Origin of the sequence: Rhodovulum sp. P5 (assembly GCF_002079305.1) — a bacterium.
Lineage (GTDB): Bacteria > Pseudomonadota > Alphaproteobacteria > Rhodobacterales > Rhodobacteraceae > Rhodovulum.
Map to the genome: position 1 here is coordinate 827,501 of NZ_CP015039.1, position 21,576 is coordinate 849,076.

Consider the following 21,576-nt stretch of genomic DNA (forward strand, 5'->3'; position numbering starts at 1 on the left):
TACAAGCGCCCGGGCGATTTCCATCCGCCGCCGGTGGCCGCCATTCAGCGCGCGAACCTTTTCCCCCGCACGTTCGCGCATCTGCAGCCGGTCGAGCGCCGCGTCGATCCGCCGCCCGGCATCCCGCCCCGACAGCCCGTGCAGCGCCGCGAAATAGCGCATGTTCCGCATCACGCTCATGTCCAGATCCAGCGTCGGCTGCTGGAACACCACACCGATGGAGGCCAGCGCCGCAAGCGGTGCCCGGGCAATGTCGTGCCCGGCGACCTCGATCCGGCCCTCCCGCGCCACGCGCAGACGGGTCAGCAGGGAAAAGAGAGTCGACTTGCCCGCACCGTTCGGCCCCAGCAGGGCCGAAAACCCCGGCTCCAACGCGAAGGACACGCCATCAAGCGCCTTCTTGGGCCCGTAGGACATGTTCAGATCGGTGACGCGCAGGGTGGTGGTCATGGCTTACTGAATCGTGATCTCGACCCGCTGGCTTTCACCGGTGGAGCCGGGAATGCGCAGCACGTAGCGGCCCGGCTTGATCGCGATGAACTCGATCTCCATCGTGCCCGCATCGTCGAATTCGACGCTTTCGATACCGAAGGGGCGCACTTCCAGATCGTTGATGACGATCTCGTTGATCCAGATGGCCCGGAAAAACCCCGCCCCTTCAAGGCCAAGCTCGCCGGTGCCGTCCGAGGTGATTTCAAGCTCATACCCGGTGCCGGATTTCAGGGTGATGGGACCATCGGCCAGCGGCTTGCCGACGCTCAGGGTGATCTCGGGCATCTCCTCCATATTGGTCGAAGACAGGATCCCGGCAAAGCCGAAGTCATGGGCTGTGGCGGGCGCCGCCTGCATTGCGGCCAACAGGGCGGCAAGGGCGAGGTGTTTCATCGGTCATTCCTTCCATTCGAGGTCAGGGTGGCGGGCTGGCCGTCCAGATACAGGATGCGCGTGGCAAGGCGCTCAGCCTCGGCCCGCGCATGGGTCACGAACAGCGTGGCGGGCCGGGTGTCGGCAATCAGCCGCTCGGTCAGCGTCAGCATGGTTTCCGCCGTCTCGGCGTCGAGAGAGACGAACGGTTCATCGAGGATCAGGAGGTCGGGCTGCCCGGCAAACGCCCGGGCCAGCGCAAGGCGGCGCTGTTGACCCAGCGACAACTGCCCCGGAAACGCATCGGCCTTGTCGGTCAACCCAACACGGCTCAACATCAGCCGCGCGTCACCCTCCGACAGGCCGGGATGAACAAGGGTCAGGTTCCGGACCGCGCTGCGCCAAGGCAGAAGCGTCGGCTCCTGAAACACCATCCCGATGCGGTCGGGGCGGACAACCTGCCCCTCGAAATCCTGATCCAGCCCCGCCACGATCCGCAACAGCGTCGATTTCCCGATGCCGGAGGGACCGAAGATCGCCAGCGTCTCCCCCGGCGCGATGTCGAAGCCGACCCGCCCCAGAACGGGGACGCCACCATAGGCCTTTTCCCGGATGTCCACACGGATCATGCGGTGCGCCAGCGCCGGACCCGGCGTTCCCACGGTTGCAGCAGAAGCCATTCGACCGCCAGCATCACCGCGATAAAGGACAGCGCATAGACCAGAACCATGCCGACGTCGAACAACTGGAAATACAGGTGGATCTGAAAGCCCACCCCACTCGACCGGCCCAGAAATTCCACCACCAGCACGATCTTCCAGATCACGGCCACTCCCGACCGCGCCGCCGCCGCGATGAACGGCGCCAGTTGCGGCATCAGCACATGCCGCAGCCGCGCCGTCCACGACATCCGATAGACCGCGGACATCGCGTCCAGATCGCGGGAGAACGCCCTCGCCCCCTCCCGGATCATCGTCGTGACCTGCGGTACCTTGTTCAGCGTCACGGCGGCAATCGCCGCCGTCTCGTTCAATCCGATCCACAGATAGCACAGAACGATCAGAACCAGCGCCGGAAGGTTCAGGAACACCACCAGCCACGGGTCCAGCCACCGATCGATCCGCGGGAACCGCCCCATGACCAGCCCAAGCGCCAGACCCAGCGTCATCGCCAGCCCAAAGGCCCAGACCACACGCAGCAGCGTGTGGCCCAGGTGATAAGGCAGTTCGCCCGACAGCATCTCGCGCCAGAACGGCCCGATCAGGGCGAAAGGTTGCGGCAGGATCTGCGGATCCGCCGTCAGTGCCGCCGCCCCGATCCACAGGGCCAGCAACCCCAAAAGGGAAATCGCCGGTACGCCGATCCGTTCTGGCATGCGCGCTCACTCGACCGCCACGAAGGTGCCCTCTGGCAGGGTCGTGGCCTCGCCGACGAGTTCCGCCCCGCCAAGCTCTGCCATCAGGGCGAGAAAGGCGTTCGCGTCGTCGGGGTCGACATTGCCCGCACCCGGGATCCCCGCGCGCCAGTCCGCGCGCAGCGCCTGGAACTGGGCGTCGGTCTTGGCATTCATGATCGGGCGGATCGCATCCCACGCGGTATCGTCATCGCGCAGCAATTCCTTAGCCTCGCGCGAGGCCGCGTACATCGCCTTGGCAATGCCGGGATGCGCGTCCACGAACCCTTCCTTCAGGATGTAGCTTAGCAGCGGGACATCGGGGTTCAGCCCCAGCGCAACCGACGCCGTCTCGGTCGAGATCAGTTCGCGCATGCCCGACGCCTTCATCTTGGCAAGGAAGTGCCAGAAGTTGATCGCGCCATCGGTCTCCCCCGACAGCCCGGTCTTGAACACCAGCGGCGGCGCGCCGAAGACCTGCTCGGTCTCTGCCTTCAGATCCATCCCGTATTCCTGTTCGGCATAGGCCCGCAGGATCAGCCAGCTCTTGTCCAGCGGCCCGCCCGCGATCCCGATCTTGCCGCCCGCCAGATCCGCCAACGTCTCGGCATTGCTGCCGCCGGGCACGACCAGTCCGCCCACCGCCTTGGAATAGGGGATGGCGACGTAGTCCTTGCCCGCCGCCCGCTGCCGCGCGACCCAGATCCAGTCGGCCACGGCCATGTCGGCCTCGTCCCCCTCAAGGGCCACGCGCGTCGCACCGTTATCGGCAAAGGGCTGCACCACCAGGTCGAAGCCGTGCTTGGCATCCAGCCCGTTGGCCTTGATCGTCTGCAATTCCCAGTTCACCGTGCCGATCTTCAGCACAGCGGCGCGGATCACCGGCAGATCGGCGGCCCAGCAGCCTGTGGCCAGCATCAGGCCCAGCATGGCCGCGATCGGGCCGGTCAGTCGTTTCAGCATGTCTTTCCTCCCAAGACTTGCGCGCGTCTCCGAATTTCAGTCTGGCGCCACCACGACGCCCCAGGGCTGTTGCCCCACCGGGATCGACCGGATCGCCTTTTGCGCGGCCACGTCGATCACCGTGATGTCGTTGGAATTGCCGTTGGTGGTCAGCAGGTATTTCTCATCCGGGGTAAAGGCCATCTGCCAGACCCGTTGGCCGACGATTATGTATTTCACCACCTCGTGGCTTTCGGCATCCACCACCGCCACCCGGTTCGCCGGCCCGAGCGCCACGAACATCCATTTCCCGTCCGCGGTCACCTTGACCCCCACCGGCTGCAACCATTCCGGCAGCACGCCGGGCACCGCGAACTCGACCTTGTAGCTGAGCGAGGGCGTGCCATCCTCGGCGATGTCGATCACCGAAACGGTTCCACCGATCTCGGCACTGACGAACAGCTTGCGCCCGTCGGGGGTATATTCGGCATAGCGCGGGCGCTGATCGACCAGCACGTTGTGCTTGATCTGGTAGTCGTCGGTCGAGATGAAATGCGCCATGTTCGTCGTCTCGGACGTGTTGACCACGAAGGCCCCATCGGGGCTTATCGCCATGCCTTCGGGTTCTACCCCAACGGCGATCTCGGCCAGAACCGTATGCGCCTGCGTGTCGACCACGGTGACAAGGTTGTCGTCCTCATTGGCGATGTAAAGCGGATTGCCGGTGTGATCGAGGACGAAGAGTTCCGGATCAGGGCCGGAGGGCAGCGTGTAAAGCTCCCGATAATCCCCGGTGTCGAAAACCCGCACCGTGTCGTCATCGGACGCGCAGACATAAAGCAGCGTGCCATCCGGGCTCATCGTGATGCCGCGGGGCCGGTTCCCGGCGTCGAATTCGGCCAGAACCTCCCAGCCGTCACTGTCGATGACGGTGACGGTGTTGCCCTTCTCGTTGCTGACGAACACCTTGTTGGCCAGCGCCGGGGCCGCGGTCAGCGCCAGCACGGCGGCATACAGGATCGGTTTCATCGCGGTCCCCTTCATTGGAAAGCCGTGCAGCCGGATTCGGGTTCGTCCAGCCCCAGCGTGTCCAGCGGCGAGCGTTGGTGCAGATACCCCTGCTGGGGTGACACGCTGACCGTGATACGCCCGTCAAACAGAAGGATCGGCTGCCGCATCTGGCCGTTCCACGGACGGAACGTCACCGGCACCCCCTTGAAGGCCGCCAGTTCGAACGCATCGCTCAGGATATAGTCCCGCAACACCGCCGGTTCGGCCGACGAGGTGCGCGTCACGGCCTCTCCGATCACGCGCAGCGCCAGCCAGACCTGATAATCTTCTTCGCGCACGTACCGGCCCGTCAGCGCCTCGAACCGGCGCTGGAACTGCGTGGCGCCCCAGGCCTCATGCGTGGCATGGAAGGTAACCGGGCGCAGCCCCGCCGCGCCCATGACCGGCCGCGGCGTCCACAGGTGGAACGGCAGATAGGGGGCGAAAACGTCAGAGGCATCGGCAGCCACCACGATGTCGTGCCGCTTCGGGTCCTGCATGAACACCGGCAACTGCCGTTGCACCAGCACATGCCCGGTATCGGTGCGCCGCCCGCCGCCGGTACCCTCGAACTCCCGCTCCTCCACGATGCGGGCCCCGAACTTGGCCGCGGCATCGCGATAGGCCTGCGCCAGGTCCCTGTCCGCGGGGTTGGAGCCCGCGACCAAGACCCAGCTGTCCCATTTCTTCCACATCGCGAATTGCGCCACCGCGTCGGCCAGCATCGCCTGGCTTGGCGCGACATGCAGCAGGTTGGCGCGACAATCCTGGCCACGCAGCGTCGTGCCCCGCGCGCCGGCATTGACCACCAGCACATCCTCACCGGCCAGATCGGCAAGGCGCAGCACGTCCTGATCTGCACCCAGAAGCACGATCAGATGAACGCCGTCCGCCAGAAGCCGCTCCAGTGCCTCGTCCGCCTGTTCGGGCGTCGCGGCAACCATGTCTGTGCTGTAGGTATGGCCCAGAAATCGGCCGGTTGTCTGATTGTCCTCGTCCGCCAGAAGCCCGCCCGCGAAACCGACATCCGCCGGCACCTCGTCAAAGCGGGAGATCGGGGCGACCCGCGGATAGTCTAGACGCAGGACGGCACTACGCACCTCGACCGCCGCGGCGGCACTCCCCGTGGCAATCATCGCAAGCACCAGAAGCACCCGCCAAACGATTGTCATGTCTTCCTCCCGAAAGGCCTCTCGCGTGCCCTGTAATGATGCTGCCAGATGGCACCGGGACTATGAAACCGATACTTAAGGCGCATTGCGGGAAACGGGCCTTGCCCTAGGCTTGCGCCATGTTGCGCCTCGTTTTCCTGTCCCTTGCCGCCTGCACCGTGCTTTCGACGGCCGCCGCCGCGCGGGTGGACCTGCCCCGGCTTGACCGGGCCGGGCCGGTGGCGTTCCTTGGCATCGTCTTTCTCGACACCTCCACCGAAGGGGCCTATTTCGGCGAACGCCCGGATGAACTGGCCCGCATTGCCCTGCTGGAGGACGCCGTGCGCGACCGTTTCGCCATGGAAGGGTTCACGCTGATGGACCTGTCGCCCATTGCCCAGCAGTTGGAAAACACCGTGAACCCGGCCAACTGCTATGGCTGCGAGGTGCGGATGGGCCGGAAACTTGGCGCGACCTATGTTCTGGTCGGCGAGGTTCAGAAAGTATCGAACCTGATCCTGTCGATGAACCTCGTGATGCGCGAGGTCGAGACCGGACAGATGGTGCGCGGTCAGTCGGTCGATATCCGGTCCAACACCGACGACTCGTGGCTGCGCGGCATCCGCTACATCCTGAAAAACCATTTCTTCAAGGAGTGAGGGAGGACTTCGTGAAACATATAGGACGACGCGCCGCGCTGGCGGGCCTTGTGACATTGGTGCCCGCGATGGCGCTGGCCCACGGGCCGACCCGGCAAAAGGTCACCGTCACGCGTGAGGTGGCCGCCGACCCCGCAACGGTCTGGGCCGCCATCGGCGATTTCCAGGACATGACTTGGCATCCCGCCATCGCCGCAACCACCGGTGAGGGCGGCAATGCCATCGATGCCACCCGCGTTCTGCATCTGGGCTCGTCGGACGGGCCGACCATCGACGAGGTGCTTTACAAATACGACGCCGGCAAGATGACCTATTCCTACCGGATCACGGATGTGAAGGTCGAGGTGCTGCCGGTCACCAACTATTCCTCGCATCTGACGGTCAAGCCGCGCGACGGCGGCGGGTCGATCGTGGAATGGCGCGGCGCGTTCTATCGGGGCTACCCCAACAACGATCCGCCGGCGGAATTGAATGACGAGGCCGCGATCAAGGCCGTGACGGGCGTCTATGAGGCCGGCCTCGACGCGCTGGTGGCGCGCTTTGGCGCGCCATAGACGACCCTTGGCCCTTATGGCTGCTTGGTCCCTCGCCGTGCCGGTCGCGGCGGGGGACCTGGCCTATGTGACCAACCAGAACAGCAGCGATCTCAGCATACTGGACCTCGACCTTCGGGCAGAGGTTGAACGCATCGCCGTGCCGGGCAAACCCGCGGGCGTGGCAGCGGCGCAAGGGGGCGGCTTCTTCACCGTGTCGCCCGACAGCAAGACGGTGCGCCGCTTCGATGCCAAGGGCCGCGAGGTCGCGCAAACCGTATTGGACGGCGGCCCCATCGGCATCGCCGTCACCCGGGACATCGCTTTCGTCTCCGACTGGTACAATGCCCGGATCTGGTTGCTGGATGCTGAGACGCTGACACAGACCGGAACCCTCGCCACTGGCAGCGCGCCCGCCGGTCTGGCCGTCTCGCCCGATGGCCGCTGGCTGGCCTCGGCCGACCGGGACGCCGATCAGGTTTCGGTCTTCGATCTGGGCACAGGCGCCCTGCGGCACCGGGTGGATGTCGGCACGCGCCCCTTCGGCCTTGCCTTCGCCCCGGATGGGCGGCTTTTCGTCGGCAATGTCGGAACAGATGACGTGACGGTTCTGGACGCTGCCAAGGGGCAAACGCTGGCCACCATTCCCGTCGGCGCCCGCCCCTATGGCGTGGCCTTCGCCCGCGGGCGGGCCTTCGTCACCAACCAGTATGCCGACACGGTCAGCGTGATCGACCTTGCCACGCTGGCCCCTGTCACCGAAATCGCCGTCGGCGAATACCCCGAAGGGATCGACACCGCCAGCGACGGAAAGACGGTGGTCGTGGCCAACTGGTTTTCCAACACCGTCAGCCTGATCGATGCCGAGCGGCTGACGGTGACGGGCGAGATCGCCACCGGCGACGGCCCCCGTTCCTTCGGCAAGTTCATCGCGCAGGGAGGATTGTGATGAAGCGACGCCTGTTTATTGGCCTGTGCGCCGCGCTGGCGGTCCCCGCCCCGGCGCTGGCCGTCACCGCGTGGGAGGATATTTCCAGCCAACTCTATGGTGACCGGCCGCTGATACCCGCCGGCGACCACATCGCGCTGGATGCCCCCTATCGCACCGACAACGACGCCCGCACGGTGATCGGCGCCCGCATCGACGGCCCCGATGGCCGCTTGATCGACAAGGTGACCTTGGTGCTGGACGAAAACCCGATGCCGGTATCGGCCGTGCTGGATTTCGCCCGCCCCCTGCCCCGCGTGCTGTTCGAACTGACCCTGCGGATCAATGGGCCGACCCCCCTGCATGTAATTGCGGAGACGACCGACGGAACGCTCTACGTCGCCGAAGGCTTCGTCAAGACCAGCGGCCAGGGCGCCTGTGCCGCGCCCCCGGGCACCAACCCGGACGATGCACTGGCGACGCTGGGCGAGATGACCATCGACCTGTCGCCGCTGTCGGGCAGTGAACTCGCGGCACGACTGGGCGCCCTGTCGCAAGCCGAAGGTCGGCTGGATGTCGGCATCAGCCATCCCAGCCTGTCGGGCCTGCAAAAGGATCAGGTGACGCTGCTGTTCATCCCGATGCGCTATGTCGAGACGCTGGAAATCGACCTCGACGGTCAACCCTATGTCGACATTACCGGAAGCATTTCGCTGGCCGAAAACCCGCGCATCGGGATCGGTGCGCCGTCATCCACGCGGCGGGCCGATGTCACGATGACCGATACCGACGGGACCGTCACCCATGCCGGCCGGTCGTTCCCGGGTTACTGAGCGACCGGTTCCCCCGGTTCGGCTTCGATCACCTCGGTCGGGTAGTCGGCAAAGGTCCAGCCATCGGTGCCTTCGGGATACCAGTAGACGGTGGTGTAGCCATAGTCCAACGCACGCCGCGCGGCGTTCCAGCTCATCCAGCAGTCATCTAGGCAGAAGAACAGCACCGGATGGGCGGGGTCGCCACCGGTGGCGCGGTCAAGCCCCGCGCGAAACCAGTCATGGGTAACCGGCGCAATCGCGCCATAGCCCACATTCGGCAGCCACATCGCGCCGGGGATCGAATGCCGCGGTTTCTCGCGCCAGATGGTGCCCGCGGGCAGGTTCGCCGGTTTCGGCGGGCGCGGCAGGACGTCGATGAAGGCGACCTCGCCGCTTTGCCACAGCGCATGGGCAGTTTCGGTATCGACAACCGTACCGCCGGACAGCGTCTCTGGCACCGGGGCGCGGTAATGGTCCATCCGGTATCCATCGGGCTCAGGCTCCTGCGCCAGGACCGGCGCGGCGGCCAACAGCGCGATCACCACCGCGCGCTGCATCAGTTGGCCGGGCCCAGAACCGACTGGCCCATATCGTCCAGCAGCGGCACTCCCGCCTCGCGCAGGATCGCGTCGATCTCACCCTGGTTGCGGCGGATCAGGGAGTTCAGCTTGCGCTGCCACACCTTTTCGCCCTGACGCACGCCCATCGTGATGCGATAGAACAGCCGCGGCGGCAGTTCTTCATGGATCAGGGGGATCACCTTGAAGCCGGGATAGCCCTCCTTCACCAAGGGGCCGCCGATGGGCCCCCACAGGATGGCCGCGTCGATGTCGCCTTTCGCCAGATCGTCCAGCATGTCGGGTGCGGGGGATTCATACCGTCGGTCAACGACAAGGTTATACCCCTTCGCGTTCCCGATCAGGCCATTGCGCGCCATATGCGTGGCGGGCGGGCTGCCCGCGATGATACCGATGCGCGTGTCCTTCAGCGCAGGGTCTGACAGGGCCTCCACCCCCGCCAGGGGGCCGTCTTTGGACACCACCAGAACGAAGGCCGAGGTGAAGTAGTGGTTGGTGTTCAGGACCATCTCGTGGCCCTGTGCATAGCCCATCACCACGTCGCATTGATTGGCACGCAGCGTGTTGCGGATGAACCCCGTCGCCATCGGGTACCACGTATATTGCACGGGCACGCCCAGCCGATCCGCGAACATATCCGCCAGACGGTTTTCGTACCCGCGGCCCCGGTCGTCCGACATCGGATAATTGGCCGGGTCGGCGCAAACCCGGAACGCGGTCCTTGAGACCAGGTCCGAGGTTTGCGCCGAAGCTGCGCCGGCAGCGGAGGAAAGCAAAGCCGCGCAGATCAGGCCAAGGCCGAGCCTAGCTCTGACCAAGGCAGGTGTCCTCGTTCGCCCGGATCTCGTCGGCCTTGGCCTCTTTCTTCGGCGGGCGGCCGCGCGGCAGAACCCCGTCACCCCGAGCCTTCAGATAGACATAGATATCATCGATATAGCACATGACGTTCTTGTTTTGCCCGAAGGACGGCATGACGTTCTTGTGGGATGTATCCACGTTCTCGCGCCCGTTCGAGACGATGTAGATGAAGTCGTAGTAATCCATCTGCTCGACCGCGTCCTTCAGCGGCGGCGCGTAGGTGGAGCCCATGCCGTCGGGGCCATGACAGACATGGCATTCCGAATGATAGCGGCGAAACCCCGAATAGGTCGCCCAGTCGACCGTTCCATCGTCACCGATATGGTACACGGGCGTGCCCTCGTCGGTGAAATAGCGTCCATCTTCCTTGTAAGCGGCCGGCCCGTTCAGGCCCTCGGTCGCCGCCACGGTCCCGGCACTCGCCGTCAGGAGAACCGCAAGCAGCAGGCGTCCCATTCTATTCATTTGCGCACCCAGATTTCCCTTTCCGGGATCGGCACCGGGAAACCGATGCCGATCCTTATTTGGTTTCGTGACGAAAGGGCCCGATCAGTCGGGCAGTTCGAACACGGTGAGCTGACCGCCAAGCGCGGTGTAGTCGCTGAGCGCGGCATAGCCGCCCACCGCGCCAAGACCGTCATTGGGGTTGGTCAGACCGGCCGCAAGACCGATGCCCGCCCAGCCGCCGACGCCCGACAGGATGCCGACATACTGCTTGCCGTCATGTTCGTAGGTCATCACGTTGCCGATGATCCCAGAGGGCGTCTTGAAGCGGAACAGCTCGTCCCCGGTATCGGCGCTGACGGCCTTCAGGTAGCCTTCGAGCGTGCCGTAGAAGACCACGTCGCCCGCCGTCGACAGCGCGCCCGACCAGACAGAGAACTGCTCGGGGATCGACCACTTGATCTCGCCCTCGACACCGTCCCAGGCGATGAAGTTGCCCATGCCGCCATGGCTGTCCGGCGCGGGATACATCGCAAGGGTTGCACCGACATAGGGCTGACCGGCGGTGTAGCTCACCCGGAACGGCTCGTAATCCATGCAGACATGGTTCGTCGGCACGTAGAACAGGTTCGTCTTGGGCGAATAGGATGCCGGCTGCTGGTCCTTGGAGCCAAGTGCGGCCGGGCAGATCCCGGTGGAGTTGACGTCCTCGCCGTTCTGCTCGGTCGAATACTCGGCCACCACGGCCGGACGGCCATAGGTGTCGGACGCGGGGTCCATATCGACGCCGGTGGTCCAGTTCACCGCCGGGTCGTATTTCTCGGCCACCAGCAGTTCGCCATTGGTGCGGTCAAGCGTATAGGCCAGACCGTTCCGGTCGAAATGGGTCAGAAGCTTGCGCATCTCGCCATCGACTTCCTGCTCGGTCAGGATCATCTCGTTGATGCCGTCGAAGTCCCACTCGTCATGGGGCGTCATCTGGTAGACCCACTTGGCCATGCCGGTATCGGCGTCACGCGCGAAGATGGTCATCGACCAGCGGTTGTCGCCGGGGCGTTGTGCGGGGTTCCAGGTGGAGGGGTTGCCGGAGCCGTAATAGACGAGGTTCAGGTCCGGATCGTAGGAATACCAGCCCCAGGTGGTGCCGCCGCCGATCTTCCACTGGTCGCCTTCCCAGGTCGCGGTACCGGAATCCGCGCCCACGGGCTTGCCCAGATGGGTAGTGTTTTCCGGGTCCATCAGCGTGTCGCTGTCCGGGCCCATCGAATAGGCGCGCCACTCCCGCTCTCCGGTTTCAAGATTGTAGGCCGTGACCGAGCCGCGGACGCCGAATTCGCCGCCCGAGATGCCGACGATCACCTTGTCCTTGACCGGCAGAACCGTCGCGGTGTTGGTCTCGCCGCGGGACGGGTCGCCGTTCTTGACCGACCAGATCACTTCGCCGGTTTCGGAGTCGAGGGCGACAACGGTGGTATCGGCCTGGTGCAGGATGATCTTGCCATCGGCATAGGCCACACCGCGGTTGACCGTGTCACAGCACATCACGGGGATGACGCTGGTGTCCTGCTTGGGCTCGTACTTCCACTTGATCCGGCCGTCATTGGCAAGGTCAAGGGCATAGACGATGTTCGGGAACGGCGTGTGCAGGTACATCGTGTCGCCGACCACCAGCGGCGACCCCTCATGCCCGCGCAGCACACCGGTCGAGAAGGTCCACGCCACCTTCAGATCACCGACATTTTCGGCATTGATCTGGTCAAGTTCGGAATAGCGATGATTGGCATAGTTGCCCATCTGGATCGCCCAGGTGCCCGGATCGCTCATCAGGTCCTGAAGGCCTTCGTTTGCCAGCGCACCGCTTGCGCAAAGTGCGACCCCGGATGTCAAAGCCAAGAGCTTCTTCATGTTCAACTCCCTTAGGTTGGTCTTTCGATTGGTCCGGCCGGGTCCGCAGCGGCGCACCGTCAGTGGAAAGGCCGGATCGGGCCATGCGCAACACCGGAACTTTTCAGTCCTCCCTTCGGTGCGACATGGATCCGTGGTTCAGACGTCGTCCCCCTCTTGTTGTCTTCGGTCCCGAATTCGCGGGCCGGGCCGTCGATGGCAGATCGCGGCACCGCCCCGTTTCGCGTTCATCCGTGCAACCGCTCCGCATGCCAAGCGACATGCTCGCCGGCAAAGGTCGACACGAAGAAATAGCTGTGATCATAGCCCGGATGCATGCGCACCTGACCGGCCTGCCGCCGCCGGGTCAAAACCGTAGCCAGCGCCTCCGGCCGCAGCAGGTCCAGGAACTGGTCGCCGGCCCCCTGGTCGATCAGGATGGAGTCCTTCCACCCCAACTCGTCCAGCAGCAGGCTGGCATCGTACTCCGCCCAGGTGGATTCATCGTCCCCCAGATAGGCAGACAGTTGCTTGCGCCCCCAATCCGACTGCGTGGGGTTGGCAATGGGCGAAAACGCCGTGACCGAGTCGTAGCGGTCGGGGTTTTTCAGCGCGATGGTCAAGGCGCCGTGCCCGCCCATCGAATGCCCGGTGATCCCATGCCGGTCCGCAACCGGGAAGTTGTCCAGCACCAGCCCCATCAGTTCCGATGTGACATAGTCATACATCTGGAAATGCGACGCCCACGGGGCGCGGGTGGCGTTGACATAAAACCCCGCCCCCTGTCCCAGATCATAGGCTTCGTCATCGGCCACCCCCTCGCCCCGGGGCGAGGTATCGGGGAAGATGACCGCGATGCCATGGTCGGCGGCATGTTCCTGAAAGCCGCCCTTGGTCATCGCGTTCTCATGGGTACAGGTCAGACCGGACAGATACCACAGGACCGGAACCGGCCCGTCCTCTGCCTGCGGCGGCAGATAGACGGCAAAGGTCATATCGGTCCCGCAGCATGTCGACGGGTGGGTGCAGACCATCTGCACCCCGTCGAAACAGCGGTTTTGCGACACGACATCCATGGCCGGCCTCAGTAGATCACGACCGAGCGGATACTCTCGCCCGAATGCATCAGATCGAAGCCCTTGTTGATCTCGTCCAGCGTCAGCGTGTGCGTGATCAGCGGGTCGATCTCGATCTTGCCCTGCATGTACCAGTCGACGATCTTGGGCACATCGGTCCGACCGCGGGCGCCGCCGAAGGCCGTGCCTTTCCACGTCCGCCCCGTGACCAGTTGGAACGGCCGGGTGGAAATCTCTGCCCCTGCGGGCGCCACGCCGATGATGATGCTTTCGCCCCAGCCCTTGTGCGCGCATTCCAGCGCGGCCCGCATGACGTTGACATTGCCCGTGCAGTCAAAGCTGTAGTCGGCCCCACCCTTCGTCAGATCGACCAGGTAGGGCACCAGATCGCCCTCGACCTCGGACGGATTGACGAAATCGGTCATGCCGAAGCGTTCGGCCATCTCGCGCTTGGAGTTGTTGAGATCCACGCCGACGATCTGGTCTGCCCCGATCATCCGCAGCCCCTGGATCACGTTCAGCCCGATCCCACCAAGGCCAAATACCACCGCGCGGCAGCCCGGTTCGGCTTTCGCGGTGTTGACCACCGCACCCACGCCGGTGGTCACGCCACAGCCGATGTAACAGACCTTGTCAAAGGGTGCGTCCGGACGGATCTTGGCCAGCGCGATCTCGGGCATGACCGTGAAGTTGGAGAAGGTCGAGCAGCCCATGTAATGGAATAGCTGATCGCCATCGAGCGTCTTGAACCGCGAGGTTCCGTCCGGCATCAGCCCCTGGCCCTGGGTGGACCGGATCGACTGACACAGGTTGGTCTTGGGGTTAAGGCAGTATTCGCATTCGCGGCATTCCGGCGTGTAAAGCGGGATGACATGGTCGCCCTTCTTCACGCTGGTCACGCCGGGGCCTGTATCGACCACCACGCCCGCACCCTCATGCCCGAGGATGGAGGGGAAGATCCCTTCCGGGTCGGCCCCGGAGCGGGTAAATTCATCCGTATGGCAAAGCCCGGTTGCCTTGATCTCGACCAGAACCTCGCCCTCTCGCGGACCGTCAAGTTCGACTTCGGTCACCTCAAGGGGCTCGCCGGCCTTCCAGGCCACCGCGGCACGCGTTCTCATGCGTTTCTCCTCCCAAAGATACGTCTTTTAGAATTCTCTTAAGTTCGGAGTATGCGAAGGCACACCGCGACCGGCAATCGATACCTTGGTTGGTATTCCGGGCCGTGGACTCCCCGATTGCGTGCGATAGACTTCCGCGCGGGAGGACCTTTCATGCCACGTATTACCGCCGCCGTTCTGATCGGCGCCCTCGGGTTTGCCACCGTGGGTGCCACGGCCGATTTCTCCGACCCGACATGGCCCTGCATCCAGCGCAAGGTGGCGCGCCTGTCCCCGGCGCTGATGTGGCCCTACCCCATTGAGGAGCGCACCTTCGATCCGGCGACCGAGGCTGATGTCACTGATCTTGCCGGGCGGATGGCACTCCGCCGGGTCACGCTCGACGCGCTGACACCACGCGTGGAGGCATTCGTTACGTCCCATGGCAATGACCCGGTCCTTCTGGGCCATGTCTTTACCCAGGCCTTCGACAGACTTGCCGGGCAGCGCCGGGAGATCATGGCGGGGATCGAGGAATATTCACTGAAACAGATCGCCCTGGCCAAGCGCATTGACGACACCCGCACCCGGATGGACCGCCAGATGGACGCCGAAAACCCCGATTTCGACAAGGTCGACGCGTTGGAGGAACAGCTTGCATGGGACGAGCGGATCTATACCGACCGCCAGAAATCGCTGACCTATGTCTGTGAAACGCCGGTCCTGATCGAGAAACGTCTGTTCGCCGTGGCGCAGATGCTGGCAGCGATGGTTGACGACTGACCGGGCCGATCGTCCCGCGTCACTCCCATTCCAGCTCCGTATAGGCCACCGTCGCGTTCCGCGCGTTGAACGCGTCGAATAGCTGCCAGTAGTCACGCTCGCCTTGGGCGATCCGCTCCACCGCCGCACCAAGGCGCAGCCCGTCGGCAATCGCTGCACGGGTGTCGGCGGCCAGAACGCCCAGATACCGGGCCGTGGCCGCGCCGCCCGCGGGCCAGGGCAAAACCGGGCCGCCATGCCCGGGCACAACCCGCACGGGCGGTTGGCCTGCCATCTGCTCTAGCACCGCCTGCCAGCCCGTGACCGACCCGTCGAGCGCGGGGATATGACCATCGAACACCAGATCGCCCGCCAGGAGCGTTCCGCTGACCCGGTCGACCACCGTCAGGTCGTTGCCGGTATGGGCCGTGGGCCACGTGGACAGTTCCAGCACCCGCCCGCCCAGATCGATCTCCATCTTGCCATCGATGGCAAGGTCGATGTCCGGCGGCGCAGTCCCGATCAACCGATCGGCCCCGATCAGGCTGGCCAGGCTTTCCAGATAATTCGCCTGCCGATCCGCCAGCGCGCGGGCCAGCCCCGCGTGCCCCACGACCCGAGCCCCGTCAAAGACCGACGCACCGAAGACGTGGTCGGGGTGCATATGGGTCAGGATGACATGGCTAACCGGCAGTTTCGTCCGCGCCCGGACCGCCCGCCACAGGGATTCGCCCATCCAGCGGGCGCTGCCGGTATCAATCACCGCCACCGAAGCGTCGCCGATCACCACCGCGATGTTGGAGACATCGCCCCCATTCACACGGTCAGGCTCTGCAATCGCGCCTTTGTGGACCCATAGGCGCGGCGCGATTTCCTGAAGGTCCAGCACCGGCCCGGCCGGTTGGCAGCGGGGCGCACCCGGCGCGATCACATCCGCACCGAATACGTCAAGGTCAGGCGCCGTATCGGCCAGCATCGCCGTGCAGTCGGCCATGGTCGCTGCTTCGTATCCCGGCAAGAGGACCGACCGGCATTCGGCCTCGGCCCCCGCAAGGCACAGGGTCAGGACCGCTTCGAACATCGCGCTCTCCCGCGTCAGGCGTGGCCCCTTCAGCCTGCGCGCTCCCGAAGGGTTGATCCATACAGACCTTTGGCCGATGTCAAACTGCCCGGTTTTGTGGCATCCTTCGCCATCGCGCACGCGCAACAGGGAGGACTGCCAGATGAAATCCGCACTCGCAGCGGCGCTGACCGCATTGGCCCTTTCCCCGGGGCTTGCCACCGGGGGCGAAATCTCCAACCCGATGACCGACAGCCCGATCTGGTCCGATCTCAAGGGCTATATCCTTGGGGAAGACGTGGTCACCGCCGACGGATCAGCCGTCTTCGACATCGACGCACCCTATCGGGCCCACGACGCGGCGACGGTTCCGGTTGTGATCCACCAGACCGACCCGAGCGTGCGGATCAAAAGCGCGAGGCTGGTAATCGACGAAAACCCCGCACCGCTGGCGGCAACGATCACCTTCGGCCCCGCCATGGCCCCCATTGACATGGAGCTTCGGGTGCGGGTGAACCAGTATTCCAATATCCGCGTGATCGCCGACACCGACCGGGGGCTGTTGATGACCGGCCGCTTCGTGAAAGCGTCGGGCGGTTGTTCGGCCCCGGCGACGAAAGACCCCGAAAAGGCGCTGGCCGGGATGGGTCAGATGATGCTGCGGACCTTTCCCGCCCAGGGCGCGATGTCGACGCCCCGGCGCGAGGCGCAGATCATGATCCGCCATCCGAACTATTCCGGGCTACAGCGCGACCCGATCAGCCAGCTTTTCATCGCGGCCCATTTCATCGACCTGCTTGAGGTCTGGCAGGGCGACGAGATGCTGTTCACCGTTGAGGGCGGCATCTCTGTCAGCGAAAACCCGGTGTTCCGTTTCAGCTATTCCGACAACGGCGCGCCCGACCTGCGCGTGGTCGCCCATGATACGGAAGGCAACCGGTTCGAGCGGACACTGGAAAAGGCCGGCAGTATCTGAGGTGGCTGAGGCATCTGCGGGGTGGCGCCGCCACCTCGCCCTCAAAAACACAGGATCTCCGCCTCCGCCTGGGCGCGCCGCAAATCGGCGACCAGTGCCTTGGCCGGGGCGGCTGTGCGAAAGATCGACATCCGCTCGCCCCCCACCTGCTGCATCGACAGCACGGTCTCGGCCTCCACATATTTCTCATATGGCAGGAGAGAGGCGATCACGTCGATGGAACAGGAACATTTCCGCAACACGTCGCGCCCCTGCCCGTTGACCGCCATGCAGCCAAAAACATAGTCCGCCCGCGCCTCGGTCGGATAGTCGTTCAGCCGGGCCTGAAGGTCCTGCGCCGCGGCGGACCCGGCCAGAAACGTCAGGACCATGGCGGCAATCGCACCCCTCATTCACCGCCCTCCACCGCGGTCAGCATCACGGTCGAGACATAGACAGGCCCGCCATCCTCCGTCCCCGGCACCTCGGCCCGCAGGGTGTGGTACCAGCCCGGCACGTCGTCGGACATGGTGACGGTCAACGCAATATCGGCAAAGCCGTACATGCGCTGGCGGTTGGGGTCATGCTCGAAGGGGCGCAGGGTCAGCGTCTGCGCCTCCACCCCGTGTCCGTCAAAGGCAGCCTGTACCTCGTGAACCTCGGCGGAGCGCACCAGAGCTTCTTTCAGTCGGTTGCGGATATAGAACGGGCTGCCCCCCGCGGTTTCGGCCATGTCGCGGGCGACGGTCTCGACGAAATACATGATCATCGGATTGCCGATACTGGCCGGGAAGGTGCCGATCAGCCGGCGCTTGTCGCCCTGCTCGAAGGTCATGACCACGTCATCTTCCGGCCCGGTGCCCACGATGATCCGGCCGCTATCGCGTTCGGCGGCCTGCGGCAGCAAGCTGTTTTCCACATCCCGGCGATAGACAAGCGCCGCACCCGCCGGCATGGCGTCAAGCGTGCCCGTCCTGAACAGCAGATGATAGGTTTCCACGCCCTTGGTATCGGCCATGGCCAGCGTGCCGCACAGGGTGATGGCGGCAATGGCGGAAACAAGCCGCTTGCGCATTTTCGATATCCTCCCTTTGCCGGTCAGCTTACCCCCGGGCCCCGCCCTGTCATGGCAGACTTTCGTCGGTAGCGGGGTTCTGGCGGCGGGTCTTCCAATCGATCAGCGGGCGCAGGCGAGAGACGTCCACCGGTTTGGTCATCACGGTGAAATCGTCCTGTGTTGCCGTGCGCAGCAAATCCGGGCTGCGGTTGGCGGTGATCATGATCGCCGGAACCGCCGCCCCGGTGCGCGCCCGCACGGCCCGGATCGCCGCAAGCCCGGTATCGGTGCCCTCAAGCTGATAATCGGCAAGGATGATATCCGGCGGCATGCCAAGATCGTCCACCAGCCCCAGCGCCTCTTTCGTCGACAGGGCGCCCAGAACGCTCGCCCCCCAGCGTTCCAGCGTTTCGGTCGTGGCAAACAGGACATCGGGGTCGTTTTCGACGATCAGCGCAATCAGGTCGAACGGGCCCGAGATGTCACCCGAGCAGGCCTCGGAAACCTGCGGACAGGGCGCCTGTGTCTCCGCGCGCTCGATCTCGATGGAAAAGACCGATCCGCGGCCGGGTTCGGACTGCACCGACAGGACATGGCCCAGATGCCGGCAGGTGCGGTCGACGATGGACAGCCCCAGCCCCATCCCCGTGCCCGGCACGGCGTTGCCCGCGCGGGCGAATTCCTGAAAGACGCGCGCCTGGTCAGCCGGCGAAATGCCGATGCCGGTATCCCATACCTGCAACAGTATCCGGTCTCCCCGCCGCCGCGCACCCACCAGCACGCGGCCGTTTTCGGTATACTGGATCGCGTTGACCACGAGGTTCTGGAGTGACCGCATCAGGAATTGCCGGTCGCTGCGCACCCAGACCGCGCAGGGCACGACGCGCAGGTCGATCCCCTTCTGCGCGGCGACCATGCCGTAGTCGTCGGCGACGGCGCGCATGATCTCGCCCAGGCAGAAATCGCCCGGCGTCAACTCGGCCCCCGTGCTTTCAAGCCGCGAAATATCCAGCAGCGAATGGAGCAGCCCCTCCATCGAAGAAAACGATCCCGCCAGCCTGTCGGCGGTCGGGGCCAGATCGGTGCCCCGCGTGCGTTCGGCAAGGGTCGAGATCAACAGCTTCGCTGCATTGATGGGTTGCAGCAGATCGTGGCTGGCCGCAGCCAGAAACCGCGTCTTGGAGCTCATCGCGGCCTCAAGATCGGTCTTGGCCTCGCGCAGCGCGTCCTCCACCCGGGCCTGTTCGGCGTGCTGATCCCGCAAGAGCCGGTTGGCCTCGGTCAGTTCGGCGGTGCGTTCTTCCACCCGCTTTTCCAGCACCTCGGTCGCGCGGGTTTCCAGCGTGATGTCGGCCATATACACCATGAACCCGCCATCGGGCAGCCGGTGCACCTGCAAATCCAGCACCCGTCCCCCCGCATGGCGCAGACGTTTGCGCAACCGCCCTTTCTTGCGCAACTGCACCGGCCAATCGTCGATATCCACGATATCTGCCGCCGCGATCAGGCGATTGTCCTTCACGAAACGCAGGATCTGCGCAAAGGGCGATCCCGGCTGCACAAGCATGTAGGGCAGGCCCAGAAGCTCCCGAAACCGTCCGTTGCAAACCGTAACGCCCCCGGCGCGGGAAAAGGTACAGATCCCCAGCGACATGTGATCGAAAGCGGCCTGCAGGTAGTGCGCCTGCATGTCGATCAGCAGGTCCTTTTCCTGCCGGTTCATCCGCACGACATCGGTGATCTCGGTCAGAAGCAGCACGATATTGTCGGACTGCGTGCGCTTCTGGCTGATCTGGTACCAACGGTCGCCCGTGAACTCGATCACGAAGGACAGGCTGGCCCCGTCCGCGGGCCCGCGGATGGCCGTTGCCAGATCGCGGCAGGCCTTTTCGGGATCGGCCAGATGGCGGCTGGACTGCACGGCGCGGAAATAGTCGGCCAGCGCAAGACCGGGCAGCAACCGGGCCGAGATATCGGGCAGCACCGACTTGAACAGCCCGTTGCAGGCCTGAAGGCGCCCCTCGATGAACAGGGCAAATCCGCCCTCCATCGACTCCAGCGCCTCGGTCAGGCGCTTTTGCGTGCGCTCCCGGTCGTCGCGGGCGATTTCCAGTTCGGTGAAGGTGCGTTCCAGATCGCGGGTCTTTGCCCAGACCTGCCCCTGCAACGCGATGGCCGACTGGAACAGGGCATAGGCGGAACTGCCGACCTCGTGCTGGCGGCTGGCGCGGCGGATCAGGGCGTCGATGATCTTCGCCTGCTTGGCGATGGTGACCTCGGGCGGATCCGACGGGTCGATCATGTCAGCGCCTGCGGAATCGGGTCGAAAAACGCGACGCCGACAAAGGTCTGGTTCACATGCACGCCGCAATGCTGTTCGCCATAGGTATTGAAGCCCAGAACCCGCCTGGCCCGCAGGATGTCGGAGGCCGCATCGGTCAACCGTTTCTGGCCGATCTCAAGCTTTCGCAGGAAGCAGTCGAACCCCAGAATGAAGTCCGGCTCGCGCTGGCGCGCATCTACCAGATCCAGTTCGGCATCAAGCGTGCGCAAGATTTCCTGCCCCCGCCCCAGCGTCAGCAACAGCCCGTCATCGATGGCCGACAGGAAGGCAAGTGCGCCATCACCGGCAACACCCTTGATCGCGCGCACATGGTAAAGGCCGTCATTGCGGACCAGAACGGGATGTTCGGCGAAGACCTCCGGCGACAGAAGGTCCACCGGGCAGCCGATCAGCCGGGAATACTCAGCCGCCGCAGGTGCACCGTTGAGTTCGAGGACCAGCCGTTCCTCGGGGATTGCATCGGTGACGACCATCCGATGCTCGGTCGGCAGGAAATGGTCGAAGCCCAGCCCGACGAATTCAAGATCGGTCTCGATCAGGATCAGCACCGCAGCGTCACCGTGAAACCGCCCGTTGTGCAAGACGGCCGTACTTCGAAATTGCAGCGCGTCGCCGGCTGACCCGCCAAAGACCGGCAGCCCGTCCAACCCCCGGCCAGCGCCGCCACCAGAAGGTCCTCTCGCATCGACAGACCGTCGGCAAAGATCAGGGCAAGGCGGTGCCAATGGGCCGATTGCGGGAACTGTGCCGACAGCCGCCGTGCATCGGCAGATACCTTTTCGATCGACAACGGGTTCAGCGGCGCGATCAGTTGCGTGGCACAGCGGAAATGGGCCCGCGGAAAGGCCAGCAGCAAGAGCGCGTCATCCTCATAGCCTTGCGGCGTGATCTGCCCCGCCGTGGTGCAGCCGATCACCTGCACACCGGCCAGGCATTCGTCGAAGGCAGCGGTCAGCGCGTCCCGGTTCAGCCGGTCGGGCACGACAGCCATGACAAAGCAGCAGCGGTCCGTGTCCAGATCGGCCGCGGCCTCACGCACGGCGGTGAGAGGATCGCCGGACCGGGACACGCCGACGCCGATGGCCCGCGGTCCAGGATCGGTGCGTTGCAGCATGCGCGCGGG

General features: G+C 64.7%; 25 protein-coding genes (1 of these 25 running past the window's edge). 6 read left to right on the forward strand and 19 right to left on the reverse strand.

Translation table 11 applies throughout. The features are described 5' to 3' along the window. The 7 genes in view from RGUI_RS04085 to RGUI_RS04115 are tightly spaced (at most 36 nt apart) and all read right to left on the reverse strand, a layout consistent with a single transcriptional unit that may run on beyond the window. Window positions 1–450, reverse strand: partial view of an ABC transporter ATP-binding protein gene (locus RGUI_RS04085; protein WP_081531880.1) — the 5' portion only. The gene continues 273 nt to the left of window position 1, outside the view; only the first 450 of its 723 coding nucleotides appear in the window; it begins with the start codon at window positions 448–450; its stop codon lies off the left edge, out of view. A 3-nt stretch (window positions 451–453) separates the two neighbouring features. Then, window positions 454–885 (reverse strand): hypothetical protein, encoded by a 432-nt coding sequence (locus RGUI_RS04090; protein ID WP_081531881.1) that lies wholly within the window; start codon window positions 883–885, stop codon window positions 454–456. Beyond that, window positions 882–1,493, reverse strand: a complete 612-nt coding sequence (locus tag RGUI_RS04095; RefSeq protein WP_081535959.1) for an ABC transporter ATP-binding protein — start codon at window positions 1,491–1,493, stop codon at window positions 882–884. The genes RGUI_RS04090 and RGUI_RS04095 overlap by 4 nt, the downstream gene beginning before the upstream one ends. After that, window positions 1,490–2,239 carry an ABC transporter permease gene (locus RGUI_RS04100; protein WP_081531882.1) on the reverse strand — a complete coding sequence of 250 codons (750 nt, stop codon included), beginning with the start codon at window positions 2,237–2,239 and terminating at the stop codon, window positions 1,490–1,492. Before RGUI_RS04100 ends, RGUI_RS04095 begins: the two co-directional genes overlap by 4 nt. A gap of 6 nt (window positions 2,240–2,245) precedes the next feature. Then, on the reverse strand, window positions 2,246–3,220 hold the full coding sequence (locus RGUI_RS04105; protein ID WP_081531883.1) for an ABC transporter substrate-binding protein: 975 nt from the start codon (window positions 3,218–3,220) through the stop codon (window positions 2,246–2,248). Between the two features lie 36 nt (window positions 3,221–3,256). Beyond that, on the reverse strand, window positions 3,257–4,228 hold the full coding sequence (locus RGUI_RS04110) for a PQQ-dependent catabolism-associated beta-propeller protein (RefSeq protein ID WP_081531884.1): 972 nt from the start codon (window positions 4,226–4,228) through the stop codon (window positions 3,257–3,259). 11 nt (window positions 4,229–4,239) lie between these two features. Beyond that, complete coding sequence (locus tag RGUI_RS04115) at window positions 4,240–5,421, reverse strand: ABC transporter substrate-binding protein (RefSeq protein WP_081531885.1); 1,182 nt, start codon at window positions 5,419–5,421, stop codon at window positions 4,240–4,242. A gap of 119 nt (window positions 5,422–5,540) precedes the next feature. Between RGUI_RS04115 and RGUI_RS04120 the strand changes: the two genes are divergently transcribed. The 4 genes from RGUI_RS04120 (at window position 5,541) to RGUI_RS04135 (ending at window position 8,353) form a co-directional block, all read left to right on the forward strand. Continuing rightward, window positions 5,541–6,059, forward strand: coding sequence for a DUF3280 domain-containing protein (locus tag RGUI_RS04120; protein WP_156882858.1), 519 nt, complete (start codon window positions 5,541–5,543; stop codon window positions 6,057–6,059). Window positions 6,060–6,127: 68 nt separating this feature from the next. Further along, window positions 6,128–6,613 carry an SRPBCC family protein gene (locus RGUI_RS04125; protein WP_172841212.1) on the forward strand — a complete coding sequence of 162 codons (486 nt, stop codon included), beginning with the start codon at window positions 6,128–6,130 and terminating at the stop codon, window positions 6,611–6,613. A gap of 16 nt (window positions 6,614–6,629) precedes the next feature. Next, window positions 6,630–7,541, forward strand: a complete 912-nt coding sequence (locus RGUI_RS04130; RefSeq protein WP_156882859.1) for a YncE family protein — start codon at window positions 6,630–6,632, stop codon at window positions 7,539–7,541. Continuing rightward, window positions 7,541–8,353, forward strand: coding sequence for a quinoprotein dehydrogenase-associated SoxYZ-like carrier (locus tag RGUI_RS04135; protein ID WP_081531887.1), 813 nt, complete (start codon window positions 7,541–7,543; stop codon window positions 8,351–8,353). Before RGUI_RS04130 ends, RGUI_RS04135 begins: the two co-directional genes overlap by 1 nt. On the opposite strand, the gene RGUI_RS04140 is transcribed toward RGUI_RS04135, so the two are convergent. The 6 genes from RGUI_RS04140 to RGUI_RS04165 all read right to left on the reverse strand — a co-directional run bounded on the left by RGUI_RS04140 (window position 8,347) and on the right by RGUI_RS04165 (window position 14,296). Next, window positions 8,347–8,892 (reverse strand): PQQ-dependent catabolism-associated CXXCW motif protein, encoded by a 546-nt coding sequence (locus tag RGUI_RS04140; protein ID WP_156882860.1) that lies wholly within the window; start codon window positions 8,890–8,892, stop codon window positions 8,347–8,349. The two genes, RGUI_RS04135 and RGUI_RS04140, sit on opposite strands and share 7 nt — an antisense overlap. Beyond that, window positions 8,892–9,704 carry a substrate-binding domain-containing protein gene (locus RGUI_RS04145; protein WP_156883050.1) on the reverse strand — a complete coding sequence of 271 codons (813 nt, stop codon included), beginning with the start codon at window positions 9,702–9,704 and terminating at the stop codon, window positions 8,892–8,894. Before RGUI_RS04145 ends, RGUI_RS04140 begins: the two co-directional genes overlap by 1 nt. Before the next feature lie 13 nt (window positions 9,705–9,717). After that, window positions 9,718–10,236: a c-type cytochrome, methanol metabolism-related gene (locus RGUI_RS04150; protein ID WP_081531890.1), complete on the reverse strand. Its 519-nt coding sequence runs from the start codon at window positions 10,234–10,236 to the stop codon at window positions 9,718–9,720. Window positions 10,237–10,320: 84 nt separating this feature from the next. Continuing rightward, entirely contained in the window at window positions 10,321–12,120 is a 1,800-nt protein-coding gene (gene xoxF5, locus RGUI_RS04155) for a lanthanide-dependent methanol dehydrogenase XoxF5 (protein ID WP_081531891.1), read from the reverse strand. A 227-nt stretch (window positions 12,121–12,347) separates the two neighbouring features. Continuing rightward, window positions 12,348–13,175 carry an S-formylglutathione hydrolase gene (fghA, locus tag RGUI_RS04160; RefSeq protein ID WP_081531892.1) on the reverse strand — a complete coding sequence of 276 codons (828 nt, stop codon included), beginning with the start codon at window positions 13,173–13,175 and terminating at the stop codon, window positions 12,348–12,350. Window positions 13,176–13,183: 8 nt separating this feature from the next. Further along, window positions 13,184–14,296 (reverse strand): S-(hydroxymethyl)glutathione dehydrogenase/class III alcohol dehydrogenase, encoded by a 1,113-nt coding sequence (locus RGUI_RS04165; RefSeq protein WP_081531893.1) that lies wholly within the window; start codon window positions 14,294–14,296, stop codon window positions 13,184–13,186. Window positions 14,297–14,449: 153 nt separating this feature from the next. Here RGUI_RS04165 and RGUI_RS04170 point away from each other — a divergent pair, with 153 nt between their 5' ends. Then, window positions 14,450–15,058 carry a hypothetical protein gene (locus RGUI_RS04170; RefSeq protein WP_081531894.1) on the forward strand — a complete coding sequence of 203 codons (609 nt, stop codon included), beginning with the start codon at window positions 14,450–14,452 and terminating at the stop codon, window positions 15,056–15,058. A 19-nt stretch (window positions 15,059–15,077) separates the two neighbouring features. Here the strand turns inward: RGUI_RS04170 and RGUI_RS04175 are convergent, their stop codons facing one another. Beyond that, window positions 15,078–16,118: a quinoprotein relay system zinc metallohydrolase 2 gene (locus tag RGUI_RS04175; protein WP_081531895.1), complete on the reverse strand. Its 1,041-nt coding sequence runs from the start codon at window positions 16,116–16,118 to the stop codon at window positions 15,078–15,080. 142 nt (window positions 16,119–16,260) lie between these two features. Between RGUI_RS04175 and RGUI_RS04180 the strand changes: the two genes are divergently transcribed. Further along, on the forward strand, window positions 16,261–17,073 hold the full coding sequence (locus RGUI_RS04180; protein WP_081531896.1) for a quinoprotein dehydrogenase-associated SoxYZ-like carrier: 813 nt from the start codon (window positions 16,261–16,263) through the stop codon (window positions 17,071–17,073). 41 nt (window positions 17,074–17,114) lie between these two features. On the opposite strand, the gene RGUI_RS04185 is transcribed toward RGUI_RS04180, so the two are convergent. Genes RGUI_RS04185 through RGUI_RS22480 form a run of 5 tightly spaced genes read right to left on the reverse strand, consistent with a single transcriptional unit; the run spans window position 17,115 to window position 21,567 of the window. Further along, on the reverse strand, window positions 17,115–17,465 hold the full coding sequence (locus RGUI_RS04185) for a hypothetical protein (protein WP_081531897.1): 351 nt from the start codon (window positions 17,463–17,465) through the stop codon (window positions 17,115–17,117). After that, window positions 17,462–18,127 carry a hypothetical protein gene (locus tag RGUI_RS04190; RefSeq protein ID WP_081531898.1) on the reverse strand — a complete coding sequence of 222 codons (666 nt, stop codon included), beginning with the start codon at window positions 18,125–18,127 and terminating at the stop codon, window positions 17,462–17,464. Before RGUI_RS04190 ends, RGUI_RS04185 begins: the two co-directional genes overlap by 4 nt. A gap of 49 nt (window positions 18,128–18,176) precedes the next feature. Further along, window positions 18,177–20,411: a PAS-domain containing protein gene (locus RGUI_RS04195; protein WP_081531899.1), complete on the reverse strand. Its 2,235-nt coding sequence runs from the start codon at window positions 20,409–20,411 to the stop codon at window positions 18,177–18,179. Continuing rightward, window positions 20,408–21,100: an FIST N-terminal domain-containing protein gene (locus RGUI_RS22475; protein ID WP_371587188.1), complete on the reverse strand. Its 693-nt coding sequence runs from the start codon at window positions 21,098–21,100 to the stop codon at window positions 20,408–20,410. The genes RGUI_RS04195 and RGUI_RS22475 overlap by 4 nt, the downstream gene beginning before the upstream one ends. After that, entirely contained in the window at window positions 20,995–21,567 is a 573-nt protein-coding gene (locus RGUI_RS22480) for an FIST N-terminal domain-containing protein (RefSeq protein WP_371587189.1), read from the reverse strand. The genes RGUI_RS22475 and RGUI_RS22480 overlap by 106 nt, the downstream gene beginning before the upstream one ends. Window positions 21,568–21,576 lie beyond the last annotated feature (9 nt).

Excerpts from the sequence above, each read along its gene's own strand:
- RGUI_RS04140 (WP_156882860.1), bottom strand. The coding sequence starts at position 8,892 with ATGCAGCGCGCGGTGGTGATCGCGCTGTTGGCCGCCGCGCCGGTCCTG.
- RGUI_RS04095 (WP_081535959.1), bottom strand. The coding sequence starts at position 1,493 with ATGATCCGTGTGGACATCCGGGAAAAGGCCTATGGTGGCGTCCCCGTT.
- RGUI_RS04165 (WP_081531893.1), bottom strand. The coding sequence starts at position 14,296 with ATGAGAACGCGTGCCGCGGTGGCCTGGAAGGCCGGCGAGCCCCTTGAG.
- RGUI_RS04175 (WP_081531895.1), bottom strand. The coding sequence starts at position 16,118 with ATGTTCGAAGCGGTCCTGACCCTGTGCCTTGCGGGGGCCGAGGCCGAA.
- RGUI_RS04115 (WP_081531885.1), bottom strand. The coding sequence starts at position 5,421 with ATGACAATCGTTTGGCGGGTGCTTCTGGTGCTTGCGATGATTGCCACG.
- RGUI_RS04105 (WP_081531883.1), bottom strand. The coding sequence starts at position 3,220 with ATGCTGAAACGACTGACCGGCCCGATCGCGGCCATGCTGGGCCTGATG.
- RGUI_RS04180 (WP_081531896.1), top strand. The coding sequence starts at position 16,261 with ATGAAATCCGCACTCGCAGCGGCGCTGACCGCATTGGCCCTTTCCCCG.
- RGUI_RS04170 (WP_081531894.1), top strand. The coding sequence starts at position 14,450 with ATGCCACGTATTACCGCCGCCGTTCTGATCGGCGCCCTCGGGTTTGCC.
- RGUI_RS04100 (WP_081531882.1), bottom strand. The coding sequence starts at position 2,239 with ATGCCAGAACGGATCGGCGTACCGGCGATTTCCCTTTTGGGGTTGCTG.
- RGUI_RS22480 (WP_371587189.1), bottom strand. The coding sequence starts at position 21,567 with ATGCTGCAACGCACCGATCCTGGACCGCGGGCCATCGGCGTCGGCGTG.
- RGUI_RS04125 (WP_172841212.1), top strand. The coding sequence starts at position 6,128 with ATGGCGCTGGCCCACGGGCCGACCCGGCAAAAGGTCACCGTCACGCGT.
- RGUI_RS04190 (WP_081531898.1), bottom strand. The coding sequence starts at position 18,127 with ATGCGCAAGCGGCTTGTTTCCGCCATTGCCGCCATCACCCTGTGCGGC.
- RGUI_RS04090 (WP_081531881.1), bottom strand. The coding sequence starts at position 885 with ATGAAACACCTCGCCCTTGCCGCCCTGTTGGCCGCAATGCAGGCGGCG.
- fghA (WP_081531892.1), bottom strand. The coding sequence starts at position 13,175 with ATGGATGTCGTGTCGCAAAACCGCTGTTTCGACGGGGTGCAGATGGTC.
- RGUI_RS04135 (WP_081531887.1), top strand. The coding sequence starts at position 7,541 with ATGAAGCGACGCCTGTTTATTGGCCTGTGCGCCGCGCTGGCGGTCCCC.
- RGUI_RS04110 (WP_081531884.1), bottom strand. The coding sequence starts at position 4,228 with ATGAAACCGATCCTGTATGCCGCCGTGCTGGCGCTGACCGCGGCCCCG.
- RGUI_RS04185 (WP_081531897.1), bottom strand. The coding sequence starts at position 17,465 with ATGAGGGGTGCGATTGCCGCCATGGTCCTGACGTTTCTGGCCGGGTCC.
- RGUI_RS04150 (WP_081531890.1), bottom strand. The coding sequence starts at position 10,236 with ATGAATAGAATGGGACGCCTGCTGCTTGCGGTTCTCCTGACGGCGAGT.
- RGUI_RS04195 (WP_081531899.1), bottom strand. The coding sequence starts at position 20,411 with ATGATCGACCCGTCGGATCCGCCCGAGGTCACCATCGCCAAGCAGGCG.
- RGUI_RS04130 (WP_156882859.1), top strand. The coding sequence starts at position 6,630 with ATGGCTGCTTGGTCCCTCGCCGTGCCGGTCGCGGCGGGGGACCTGGCC.
- xoxF5 (WP_081531891.1), bottom strand. The coding sequence starts at position 12,120 with ATGAAGAAGCTCTTGGCTTTGACATCCGGGGTCGCACTTTGCGCAAGC.
- RGUI_RS04120 (WP_156882858.1), top strand. The coding sequence starts at position 5,541 with ATGTTGCGCCTCGTTTTCCTGTCCCTTGCCGCCTGCACCGTGCTTTCG.